Source organism: Leadbettera azotonutricia ZAS-9 (assembly GCF_000214355.1).
In the GTDB taxonomy this organism is placed as follows: Bacteria; Spirochaetota; Spirochaetia; order Treponematales; family Breznakiellaceae; genus Leadbettera; species Leadbettera azotonutricia.
Genome location: NC_015577.1, coordinates 2,510,184 through 2,522,637, shown reverse-complemented (window position 1 = coordinate 2,522,637; position 12,454 = coordinate 2,510,184). Strand labels below are relative to the sequence as shown.

Here is a 12,454-nt window from a genome sequence, read left to right as displayed (position 1 = left end):
ATGATTTTGTCAACTAAAAAATGAAATTTAATTGCAAATTTTAGAAATAAAGATAAAATTATTCAGCTACCAAGGTGGAAGTAAATCATTAATTCGTTATGCTATAAAGAATTAACAAATTTTATTGACTAATTACAAATTCTAACGAAAAAAGAAGAAAAACAAAGAATTTTGTTGACAAATAATGAAAAATGTAGCTATAATATCTTATCTTAAAAATTGGAATTGATTTCCATTTATTAAGATGTGAAGATAGGGAGGGTTGGAATGGCAGAATTTATTCTAGAACCGTGTCGAGAAATTTCTGTGTTGTTGGAAGTGGATGTAGTAGTAGTTGGTGGTGGCCCTGCGGGTATAGCGGCTTCGGTCGGATCGGCTAGGACTGGTGCAAAAACGGTAGTGGTGGAACAGTACGGTTGTCTTGGGGGGCTTCTTTCTCTGGCCGCTATGGAACCTCCCAGTTGGTGGCGAAATGAGAGATCCTATATGCCGGGTGGTGTAGTAGAGGATCTCGATCAGAAAATGCTGTCCATGGGCGCTACAACCAAGTCTTTATTTAAGCCGAGTATTGCCTTGGCATACGATACGGAAATGTTTAAATATGTGGCAGATGAATATATTAAAGAGAATGGGGTAATTCCGGTTCTTCACTGTCAGGGAGTTATGCCTCTTATGGAAGGTAATATTTTATTTGGAGTAATTACAGAAAGTAAATCCGGCAGAACCGCTATTAAGGCCAAGCGGGTAATTGATTGTACGGGAGATGCTGATATCGCTTATCGGGCCGGAGTGGAATGTTGTATATTGGATGGTCCCAATGGTCGCCTTCCTCCTGGATATCTCCAGGAGGGAACTTTAATTTATGGCCTTACTGATGTTGACGTGGAGGCAGTAGAAGAAGATGCGGATTCGGATCCCGCCCAACGTCACCCCATCATGCATAAGCGGATGTACCATGGGTGGCAAGATGCCATTGCCGCCGGTGAGGTTTTCCCTGAAAGTACAAATCGGGGTTATATCTATAACAGGACCACAAAGCATGAGCTTACCGCATTGAATCATTCTTTCCTTGAAGTGGACGGAACAGATGTACTCAGCCTGACCAGGGCAGAAATTCAAAGCCGTAAAGATATAATAGATACTATTCCCCTCCTTCGTAAATATTACAAAGGTTTGCAGAACGCAAAACTTCGAAATTTTGCAATGAGTATTGGTATTCGCGAAACTCGTAGAATTAAAGGAGAGTATCAGATTACTTTTAAAGAAATATTTGATGAAGCTAGGTTTGAAGATTCTGTAGGGGTGTATCCTCTTTGTCTTGATGGCCCTGAAGGGGCTATGCCTGCATTTACAGAGGCACATTTCCAGGTTCCCTTCCGTCTTACAGTACCTCTCAAGATTGAAAATCTATTGGTTGCCGGACGCTGTGTTTCTGCGGAGCGGCGGTCCACCTCGGTAACACGGATGGTTGATTTTGCTATGGTTACTGGACAAGCTGCTGGAGCAGCGTCAGCTCTTTCAATCAAACAAGATGTACCCCCCCGTAAGGTGGATATTAAGGCATTGCAACAGGAGTTACGGAATCAGCGAGTACATATAGAATAAAATCACTAATTAATTTTTAGATAAGGAGTAGTAATTTCACTATGAAAAATACAATACTAGAAAAAGGACGACAGATAGAGGTCCTCCTGAAATGTGATGTGGTGGTAGTCGGTGGTGGTCCTGCCGGCATAGCAGCAGCGGCTGGTGCTGCAAAAGTTGGGGTACAGGTTGTTCTTGTAGAGAGATATTCCTGTCTTGGGGGAAATGTAACCATTGCTGCGGTTGAACCTCCCTCTTGGTATAAGCAGGAAAAGACAACTATGCCCGGCGGCGTACAGAAAGAGATAGAAGACCGGATGATAGCACTTGATGCCGTTAGGCCCTGTTCATTCCGTCCTTCCATAGGATTAAGCTATGATACTGAAATGTATAAATATATGGCTGATTGCTATATAAAGGATCTTGGGATTACTCCGGTCTACCATTGTATCGGTACCGTTCCCTATATGGAGGGAAATGTAGTCAAGGGGGTAATTACTGAATCTAAATCGGGTCGTAAGGTTATTCTTGCTAAACGAGTGATAGATACTACCGGTGATGCTGATTTGGTTTACCGGTCCGGTGCACCTGTTTTAAAGGGAGATCCCCAAACTGGTAAACTTGGGGCAGGTACTTTGAAATTTTTTGCCTCCGATGTGGATATTCTCAAGCTAGAAGCGGCCATGAGTGCAGACCCCGAAAGCCGGGATCCTTATGTGCATAAGCTCCTTTACAAACCTTTTATTAAAGCCGAAGAGGCCGGGGAGCCTCCCCTGCAGAATTCCTTAAATAAAATTTATTATACTGCAGTTTCTAATGATTCAATCAATATTAATTTGGCTACTTATGACAGGGAGCTAGATGGTACTGACGTTCTAAGCTTAACTGCTAGTGAAATCAAACTGCGGAAAGAAGTGCTGGAAGTGCTCCGTCGGCTCAGAAAATATGGTACTGATGCCGGTTTTGCCGATGCCAAACTGCGTTATTTTGCTATGGCTGTAGGTGTTCGGGAAACTCGTCGGATTGTGGGTAATTACACCCTTACCTTTGATGATATTTTTAAACGTGGTCGATTTGATGATACTATTGGTGTATTTCCGGTTTATGCGGATGGTATAGATATCAAGGAAATTCCCTATACCGATGCCTATTTTCAGGTACCCTTTCGTATACTTACGCCCCAAAAGGTAGAAAATATTTTGGCTGCGGGGCGTTGTATTTCCGGTGAACGTTCAGCAGTTCCTACAACCCGACAAATGGATTTCTGTATGGTTACTGGTCAGGCGGCTGGAACTGCTAGTGCCTTGTCCATCAAACAGGATGTGGTTACTCGTAATGTGGATATCAAACTCGTCCAGCTGGAACTGCGGCGTCAGGGTTTGCGAGTGGATTAGCAGTTTTCTTGGATAAATATTCCCAAATAAAAAGGAGGATCTAAATAATTCAGGTTGTTGTAGAATCGGAAAAGTAATATTTGTTCTTATGGAAACTGATGCGACATAAGTAATTTTAAAGATGGCAATTTTTAATTTTGTGTTGGTTTTATAGTTTTTTACTTGACAATTGTTATGAATGGATTTATTATACTTTAAATTATTAAAATCATATTCCAAATTAGAATATTTTTTTAATTTGGAATATTAAGGAGGGCTTAATTGATAGAATACATAAATGAACCCAGTCGAGAAATACCAATTTTACTTGATGTCGATGTGTTGGTGGTTGGTGGAGGTCCTGCGGGTATTGCATCTTCAGTCGGCGCGGCTCGTACGGGCGCTAAAACAGTGGTGGTAGAACAATATGGCTGTCTTGGTGGACTTATATCCATTGCATCTATGGAAACTCCCAGCTGGTGGAGAAACGAAAAGACAATTATGCCCGGTGGTGTCGCAGAAGATCTTGATCAAAAAATGTTGGCAATTGGTGCTGCTAAAAGAACTATGTTCAGACCCGGTACCGGTTATGCCTATGATACGGAAATATTCAAATATGTAGCAGATGAATATATCCAAGAGAATGGTGTCATTCCAATACTTCATTGCCAGGGGGTTATGCCTCTTCTGGAAGGTAATACTATTATTGGTATTATTACAGAAAGCAAATCGGGAAGAACTGTAATCAAGGCTAAGCGAGTTATAGATTGTACAGGTGATGCTGATATTGCATACCGTGCAGGGGTAGAGTGCTGTGTAAAGGATGGTCCTAATGGTCCAAGCCTTCCGCCAGATAAATTTCAGCAGGGCACGGTTATATACAGCTTGACGGATGTTGATGTTAAAGCGGTTGAGGAAGAAATGGATTCAGATCCAGCTCAACGTAATCCTATTATGCACAGGGGTAATTATCACTGGTGGAAAGCTGCAATTGATGCTGGGGAAATTTTTCCCGAAAGTACCAATCGGCGTTTTATATATAATCGATTCACTGATCATGAATTGACTGCATTGAATCATTCTTTTGTCTGGGTGGATGGTACAGATGTATTAAGCTTAACAAAAGCTGAAATTCAAAGCCGTAAAGATATTGTAAATACCATCCCGATTATGCGTAAATATGCTAAAGGTCTTGAAAACGCCAAGCTACGTCATTTCGCGATGAGTATCGGTATTAGGGAAACACGCCGGATTAAGGGGGAATATCAGATTACTTTTAAAGAAATCTTCGATGAGGCAAAATTCAAAGATTCTATCGGAGTTTATCCAATTTGTCTAGATGGTCCTGAAGGTGTTATGCCCGCTCTAACAGAGGCGCATTTTCAGGTTCCATATCGTCTTACTGTACCTTTAAAGATTGAAAATCTTTTAGTTGCTGGTCGATGTGTTTCTGCTGAGAGGCGATCAACTTCGATTACAAGGCATATGAATTTTGCTATGGTAACAGGCCAAGCTGCGGGGGTAGCAAGTTCCTTATCCATAAAACAAGATGTTTATTCCCGACAAGTTGATATTAAAGCTCTTCAGCAGGAGTTGCGGAATCAACATGTTCGTATTGAATAGTACATACCTGCGGTTAGATTAATGTCTTTATTTCCAGTGATTTATTACTGGATTAAAAGAATATCATTTGGAGGTTAATAATGAGAAAGTGTTTTGGAAAAAGCAAGAATGTTAAAAGTGTGTGTCTCTTGTTGCTCACGGTTTTCTTTATTGGTTGTTCGAAAAATACAACGAAATCTGGAGAAGTACCCACTTCAGCCGGACCGCAAAAACTCTTGCTTTACACATGGACCAATACAGATGTCATTCAGCCGTTACTAGATGGTTTTAACAGAGATTATGCAGGCAAGTGGGAAGTAGAACACATAAGGCTTGCAAATGCCTTGACTATGACAATCAATACCGCTCTTGCTTCGGGTGAACAGGTTGATGTTATGACCCAGGGTAGTCCTATAGATCTTCGTCAGCGTTATGATGATGGTATTTATCTTGGTATGAAGCAGTTCCTTGTAAAGGATGGCCTGACATATGAAGGGGTATTTGGGGAATCTACCGAGAAAGTCTATAATTTTGATGGTGATTATTATGCCATCCCATATGGCCTTCAGAGGGCTGTAGTTTTTTTCAACAAAAAGATGTTTGATGAGATCGGTGTTCCCTATCCAGATCCTAATTGGACTTGGGCCGATTTTCGCGAACTTGCCAAAAAGTTGACTAAAGGTAACGGTGCTAATAAAGTATATGGTGCAATGTATAATCTTAATCCCTATTGGGATCATATCGCCAGTCAAAGACTCGGGCCCTTTTATTATTACAGCCCGGATCATCAGTCTACCCGTTTTGATGCTCCTGAAATCAGGGAAGATCTACAGTTTTTCTATGATATGTTTATGGTTGATAAAACCGTTATGCCCTATGATGAATATATGACCCTCCAGTTACAGGATGCTGCAAATGGTATGAAAGCTCTTTATTCCGGTCGATATGCCATGTGGATTGCTGACGATGGAAATAACCTATTCCTAGACGATAGTTACACTGGTGGTAAACTTCCTTCAGGGACAGATATTGGTATGGTGGGTTTCCCTCGTCCGGTTGGATATAACGGTCTAGTTACCATTACCCATGGTTCTACTACCAGTATTCCTGCTAGTACAAAGTATCCTGATGGTGCTTGGGCTCTTGCTAAATATCAGTGTATCGATCATGCGGATCTTTTCGCAGGTCCTAAGGCTATGCATCCAGGTTACGAGTTAAAGACAGATGCTGAAAAGCTTATATTCTATTCTATGCTTTTCAAAGGTCGCCCTGGTCTTGACTATAATATGGCAATGGAAGTAACTACCCGGCCCTATACACTGATCAACCGAGACAATACCATTGTTCAGGGCCAACAAAAGATTAATGATCTAATACTTGCCAATGTGTCTCGCCTTTTTAACGGTGAATTGACTGTTGATGCTGTACTTAGTGATTTAAAAACTAAGGGCGATCAGTATATCGCCGATGACATGAAGAAATAGTTTTTTTGTCAGTTAAAAATATGGATTTTCACCAAGATGATTGAGTTCATAATTGTCTTGGTGAAAAATATTTATATGAGTGAAAACACAATGGAGGGGAAGTGAGTAATATTTTTGTCTCTTCAGTATTTGGCATAAAAAGTAAGAAAAAACCCTCAACCCTAGTACGTAATGAGAATTTTTTTGGTTTTGCTTTTCTTAGCATAAATTTTGTAGGCTATGTTATTTTTAGATTAGTACCTATTTTACTTGCGTTAGTGCTTAGTTTTTCGAAATGGAATTTTATTCAAGGCGTTCGTGGAATAAAGATAATTGGGTTAGACCATTATAAAAATCTTTTAACGGATCCTATTTTTATCGTTTCTCTTATTAATACGATTGTTTATGCTATTGCATTGGTACCTATTTCTATTTTTCTCGCACTTATTCTCGGGGTAATTTTGAACGAATATGTTTTTGGTAAGGGGCTTTTGCGATTGGCCTTTTATATACCTTATGTATCATCCATGGTAGCGGTTTCAATGGTGTGGATGATTTTATTTTTACCTTCCTATGGTCCTATCAATAATTTTTTTAGGACAATAGGCATTACTGATCCCCCCCGATGGCTTAATTCATCAAATACTTCATTACTTTCAATAATTATTGTAGGTGTATGGCAGTCTCTTGGGTATAATATCATTATAGTTTTAGCAGGTTTGCAAGGTATATCTCGCTCGCTTTATGAATCTGCAGATATTGACGGAGCTAATATAATTCAGAAATTTTTTAGAATAACGGTACCTTCTCTGTCTAGCACGATGTTTTTCCTTGTAATGATTTGTTTTATTCGATCCTTTCAAGTTTTCACGCCTGTTCAGGTCATGACGCAGGGTGGACCAGGCAATTCATCATCGGTGCTTGTCTACTATATTTATCGGACAGCCTTTCTGCACAACAATATTGGTTATGCTAGTGCGATGTCATGGGTATTGTTTTTGCTGGTGTTTGTATTTACAGTAATGCGTAATTTTGTAATGGATCGCAATAAAAAAAGCAAAAAAGAGGACTGAACCATGGGTTTTACAAGAAGAAAATTGACCATTAAGATCATACTTACTGCGTTTGTAGCAATATTATCAATTTCAATGCTTATACCCTTTGTTTGGATGATATCAGCCTCCTTTAAAATAGAATCGGATGTGTTCAATGTCCCAGTCGACTGGATACCAAAAATTCCAACATTAGATAATTACAAAATGGTTTGGGGCTCTAGCGTACCTTTCTCTAAATTTTTGTTAAATTCGATTAAGGTAACCCTGTGGTGTGTTATTGGAGAGCTTGTTACGAGTGCTTTAGCTGGTTATGCTTTTGCGAAGATCAAGTTCCGAGGTAGAGAGATAATGTTCTGGCTTTATGTGGCTACGTTAATTTTTCCAGGGCAGATGATGCTTATTCCTCGTTTTGTGCTCTTTCGTCTTACAGGTCTTTATAATACTCATTGGACGCTGATTCTGCCTGGTATGTTTACAGCATTCGGAACCTTTATGTTGCGTCAGTTTTTTATGACAATACCAGATGAATTGAGTGAAGCAGCTAAAATTGATGGAGCGAATCATTTCTCGGTATTCGTAAAGATTGTATTACCCTTATCAACTGCGGCACTTAGTGCATTAGTTATTTTTCAATTTGTAGGTGTATGGAACGACTACGAAGCCCCATTGGTGTATATAAGGTCAAAGGAGCTCGCCACTATCCCGTTGGGATTGGAATTTTTCAGGGATGAAAATTCTACGAGTTATGGCGCTATAATGGCTGCTTCAGTCTGTTCATTAATCCCGATCTTTGTGGTATTTTTGACATTTCAAAGGCAATTTGTGGCAGGTATAGCTACCTCCGGAATGAAGGAATGACGCCTCCTTCATTGTTTATGCATAGAGTAAAATTAAATTAGAATCAACAACCCCGAGGTATGTTATTCATAAAAGGTATTTATATTTAGGGACTTAATATTTTTTAACTGAGGCAGGCCTCGGAGTATTAAGTATTCTCAATACAAATAAAATAATGGTTTTATTAAGAGGAAAAAATGCAAGCATCAGAAGCAATTGTCAAAATTTTGGAAAAAGAAGGTATCACCGATGCCTTCGGGATTCCCGGTGCGGGGATTAATTGTCTGTATAAGTACCTTGAGAAGGCACCGATAAAGCATTACCTTATGCGCCATGAGGAAGCAGCTGTTCACGCAGCCGACGGCTATTACCGCGCCGCAGGGAAACCGGCGCTGGCGATTTGCACCTCAGGGCCGGGGGCGACAAACTTTGTCACCGGTTTGTACACGGCCTGGCAGGATTCCATTCCCCTCATCGCCATCACCGGCCAGGCGGTTACCGCCCAGCTGGGTAAAGGGGCTTTTCAATGCGTTAACATTGCAGAGATCGTAAAAACGGTCTGCAAGAAATCCTGGTGTGTTACCAATGCCAACACTATTCCTACGGTTTTTCGGGAGGCCTTTGAGACCGCCCTGTCAGGCAGGCCTGGGCCGGTACTTATCGACCTCCCCCTGGATGTGCAGATGGCCAATATTGAGTTTGACATTAACGAGTATACACTATCGAAGATAAAGACCACCAAGCCTTCAAAAGCCTCCATTGAAAAAACAGTAAAATTGTTGGACGAAGCCAAGAACCCGGTGATCATTATGGGCGGCGGCGTAATACTGGCACATGCGGAAAAAGAACTGGTACAATTTGCTGAATACATGGGTATTCCAGTGATCACTACCTATATGGCCAAGGGAGGCATTCCTGTCGATCATCCTCTTAATGCTGGACAGGCGGGCATCCAGGTGGGGGCTGCTTCCAGCGGCAACGAAGTTTTCTTGGGCGCCGATGTGGTTTTGGGAATAGGATGCCGTTTCACCGATCGTCATACAGGGAATTCGGTGATCTACCAGGGTGAACGTAAATTCATCCATATTGATATTGATCCAAATGAACTTGGCAAAATTATTAAGACCGAATTGGGGATCATTGCTGACGCTGCCGATGCGGTACCTATGCTGTTGGAAGCCGCTAGGACCGCCGGGAAAGTACGGACCCGGCAGCATCCTTCTTTTGCGGAAATGCGGAAGAAATTCATCCACTATCCGGATTCCAATAAAAAGGTAATGGATCCAAGAGAAGTGTTCGAGGTAATAAATCAAGCCTTCGATGATGAAACTCAGTATACCACAGGCTGCGGCATCACCCAAATTTGGAGCGGCCAATATCAGCGGATCAACAAGCCCCGTAAATATTTCCCTTCAGGTGGTGCTGGTACTTTGGGTTATGACATTCCTGCAGCCATCGGAGCTGTGGCGGGAAGCAAGGGTAAGAAAACTGCGTGCCTCATCGGGGACTTTGGCTTTACCTTCCTGGTAGAAGAAATTGCGGTGGCAGCGGTGTATAAGATGCCCGTGATAGTGCTTATCATTAATAACGCTTATCTGGGGCTTATCCGCCAGAACCAGAACAAAGCCTTTAACTACGAATATGAAGTGCGGATGGAATACAACAAGGGTGTTATGGATTATGTAAAGGTGGCCGAAGGTTTTGCTTGCAAGGCGGAACGGGTCTTTACCTATCCTGAACTTGAGAAAGCCCTGAAGAACGCGATTGCTGCTCAGGGGCCCTATGTGATAGACATTGTAGTGGAAGATACAACTTACTGCGATATGGGGAATGATATTGCCCATATCAATCATTTTTAATACGGAGCGTATAACTTATGAATGAATTATTTGAAAAATCCCGAAATTTGCTTTCTCGATGGAAAGGGGATAAATATATTTTCGGCCGGGGAGTTCTTCCTCAGCTTGGAAAAGTGGCGGCTCAATTCGGCAAAAATGCTTTAGTAATCTGCAATACCACCTATATGAAGCCTGTGGCGGATCAGGTGACGGCAGCCCTCAAGGGTGCTGGTGTTGAACTTGCCGGAGGGACCATAGTTCCCGATGCGGGTCCCAATGCCCCCCGGGCCGATGTGTACCGTATTGAGACGTGGATACTTCATTATAAGCCAGATGTGATTATCGCGGTAGGCGGGGGATCCACCATTGACGCCTGCAAAGCTGCCAACTTTTTAGCAACTCTGGGCAAAGATATTACCCCCGAGGTAGACCACTGGTTCGGTACTGGTATTGTGAGCGAGGCCCTGAAGAAAACCGGCAAAAAGCTCTACCCCCTGATCGCGGTGGAAACTTCCGCCAGTTCCGGTGCCCATCTCACCAAGTATTCCAATATCACGGATCCGGCAGTGGGGCAGAAAAAACTTGTAGTAGATGAAGGGATTGTACCCGCCTACGCAGTTTTCGATTATGACGTGACTGCCTCCATGCCTGTCCCGGTTACCATCGACGGCGCTCTGGATTCCATTGCCCACTGTTTCGAGGTGTTCACAGGTTTGCCCGCTTCTGTACCTCAGGAAAAACAGGATCTCTGCGCGTCCATTTGCGAAGCGGCCGTGGAACTTACGGTACAGTACGCACCCCGGGTTATCAAAAACCCAAAGGACATGGAAGCCCGGGAAGCCATTGGCATGAGCACCGACCTTGGCGGCTATGCCATCATGGTGGGAGGTACCCACGGCCCCCACATGACCAGTTTTTCTTTGGTGAATCTGACAGGTCACGGAACGGCCTGCGGGATCATGAATCCTTACTATGCGGTTTTTTTCTCACCGGCGATCGAAAAGCAGCTGCGTATTGTAGGCAGGATTTTCAAAAAATACGGACACTTGAGCGAAGACCTTGAAGCTCTCAAAGGCAAAGACCTGGGTATTGCAGTCGCCAGGGGTATGATAGCGTTCGGTAGGAGTATTAATGCGCCGACAACCCTCAAGGATTTGCCCAAGTGGGATGACTCCTATGTGTCCAAGATCCTGGAAGCGGCAAAAGATCCGCAGCTGGACATGAAGCTCAAGAATATGCCTGTACCCCTCACCGCCGCCAAGATTGATGAGTACATGGGCCCGGTTATCCGCGCTGCCGTGACAGGCGATCTTGCCGGTATTAAAGTGATGGTGTAGAACGATACGTATGCCGGTGATTCAATTTCCTTTTGGAAAAGAATTCTGTAGTTATGCTATTCCTGAATCGCGGTTTAAGGGTGAGCTTGTCTCGCAAATGCATCAGTTCAAGGCTGCAAAAAGCCAGGAAGAGCTGGTGGACGACAGTCTCGCTCACCCCATTGGAACCCCCGCGTTACAGGTAATGGCTGAGGGCAAAAAAAGATTGTTCTTATTGCTAGCGATCATACCCGGCCTGTGCCGAGCAGGATTATTGTGCCAAGAATGCTGGCTGAGATCCGCAGGGGCAATCCCAAAGCTGATGTAACCATCCTGATCGCAACGGGGTGCCACCGGGAAACCACCAGGGCTGAACTGGAAGATAAATTCGGTCCGGAGATCCTGAAAAATGAAAAAATCATAATTCATGACTGCGACTCCCTTGACATGATTTACCTGGGAAAGCTGCCCTCAGGCGGCGATCTCATCATCAATAAGTTGGCGGCGGAAGCGGATCTCCTGATAGCGGAAGGATTTATTGAACCCCACTTTTTTGCCGGTTTTTCAGGAGGCCGCAAGAGCGTGCTTCCTGGCATTGCCGGCCGCAAGACGGTGGTTTACAACCATAACGCCGAATTTATCGCTCATCCCCAGGCGCGCACCGGTATCGTAGAGGGCAATCCCATACACATCGATATGCTCTATGCCGCCCGGAAGGCCCGTCTCGATTTCATCTGCAATGTGGTTATCAATGCCCGTAAAGAAGTGATCTACGCCGCTTCCGGCGACTGTGACCTGGCCCACAAGGCGGGTAGGGAATTCCTTGTTGGTAAATGCCAGGTAAGGGCCGCCGATCCTCCTGTGGATATCGTCATCGTTACCAACGGCGGCTATCCCCTGGATCAGAATATCTATCAGGCGGTTAAGGGCATGACCGCAGCGGAAACCACAGTACGTAAAGGCGGGGTCATCATCCAATTGGCAGCCTCCGGCGATGGTCATGGGGCGTCCGAGTTCTACAAAACCTTTGCGGAAGAAAAAGACCTGGATCGTATGTTGGACACCTTCATGCGGACTCCCAGGGAAACTACCCGTGTGGATCAATGGCAGTCCCAGATATTCGCCCGTGTTTTAAAACACGCCAGGGTGATTTATGTCTCCGAAGCGCCCGACGAGATGGTTCAGGATTTGCACATGACGCCGGCCCATTCAATTGAGGAGGCGGTCAAAATGGCGGAGGAATACCTGGGCAATAAAAACGCATCTATAGCCGTCATACCTGATGGGGTCGCGGTGATAGTCAGGAACTAAAAAGCCCAAAACGGCAGCAAAGTACCCATTTCCCCGAATGCCTCCGTTCAGGGGTTCCCAAAAAGCAAAAATTGT

At 43.6% G+C, this 12,454-nt stretch carries 9 protein-coding genes; all 9 read left to right on the top strand.

All coding sequences use genetic code 11. The annotated features are described in order from the left end of the window. Positions 1–267 precede the first annotated feature (267 nt). The 9 genes from TREAZ_RS11005 to larA all read left to right on the top strand — a co-directional run bounded on the left by TREAZ_RS11005 (position 268) and on the right by larA (position 12,379). Complete coding sequence (locus tag TREAZ_RS11005) at positions 268–1,605, top strand: FAD-dependent oxidoreductase (RefSeq protein ID WP_015711935.1); 1,338 nt, start codon at positions 268–270, stop codon at positions 1,603–1,605. Between the two features lie 41 nt (positions 1,606–1,646). Beyond that, the gene (locus TREAZ_RS11000) at positions 1,647–2,978 is read left to right on the top strand and encodes an FAD-dependent oxidoreductase (protein ID WP_015711934.1); all 1,332 of its coding nucleotides are present in this window, start codon (positions 1,647–1,649) and stop codon (positions 2,976–2,978) included. Between the two features lie 261 nt (positions 2,979–3,239). Continuing rightward, complete coding sequence (locus tag TREAZ_RS10995) at positions 3,240–4,580, top strand: FAD-dependent oxidoreductase (protein WP_015711933.1); 1,341 nt, start codon at positions 3,240–3,242, stop codon at positions 4,578–4,580. A gap of 80 nt (positions 4,581–4,660) precedes the next feature. Next, the gene (locus TREAZ_RS10990) at positions 4,661–6,043 is read left to right on the top strand and encodes an ABC transporter substrate-binding protein (RefSeq protein ID WP_015711932.1); all 1,383 of its coding nucleotides are present in this window, start codon (positions 4,661–4,663) and stop codon (positions 6,041–6,043) included. Between the two features lie 101 nt (positions 6,044–6,144). Next, positions 6,145–7,095: a carbohydrate ABC transporter permease gene (locus TREAZ_RS10985; RefSeq protein ID WP_015711931.1), complete on the top strand. Its 951-nt coding sequence runs from the start codon at positions 6,145–6,147 to the stop codon at positions 7,093–7,095. A gap of 3 nt (positions 7,096–7,098) precedes the next feature. Further along, on the top strand, positions 7,099–7,935 hold the full coding sequence (locus TREAZ_RS10980; protein WP_015711930.1) for a carbohydrate ABC transporter permease: 837 nt from the start codon (positions 7,099–7,101) through the stop codon (positions 7,933–7,935). Positions 7,936–8,111: 176 nt separating this feature from the next. Then, the gene (locus TREAZ_RS10975) at positions 8,112–9,773 is read left to right on the top strand and encodes a thiamine pyrophosphate-binding protein (RefSeq protein WP_015711929.1); all 1,662 of its coding nucleotides are present in this window, start codon (positions 8,112–8,114) and stop codon (positions 9,771–9,773) included. 17 nt (positions 9,774–9,790) lie between these two features. Beyond that, positions 9,791–11,089: an iron-containing alcohol dehydrogenase gene (locus TREAZ_RS10970; RefSeq protein WP_015711928.1), complete on the top strand. Its 1,299-nt coding sequence runs from the start codon at positions 9,791–9,793 to the stop codon at positions 11,087–11,089. Positions 11,090–11,326: 237 nt separating this feature from the next. Next, the gene (larA, locus tag TREAZ_RS10965; RefSeq protein ID WP_342632978.1) at positions 11,327–12,379 is read left to right on the top strand and encodes a nickel-dependent lactate racemase; all 1,053 of its coding nucleotides are present in this window, start codon (positions 11,327–11,329) and stop codon (positions 12,377–12,379) included. The last annotated feature ends 75 nt before the right edge of the window (positions 12,380–12,454 follow it).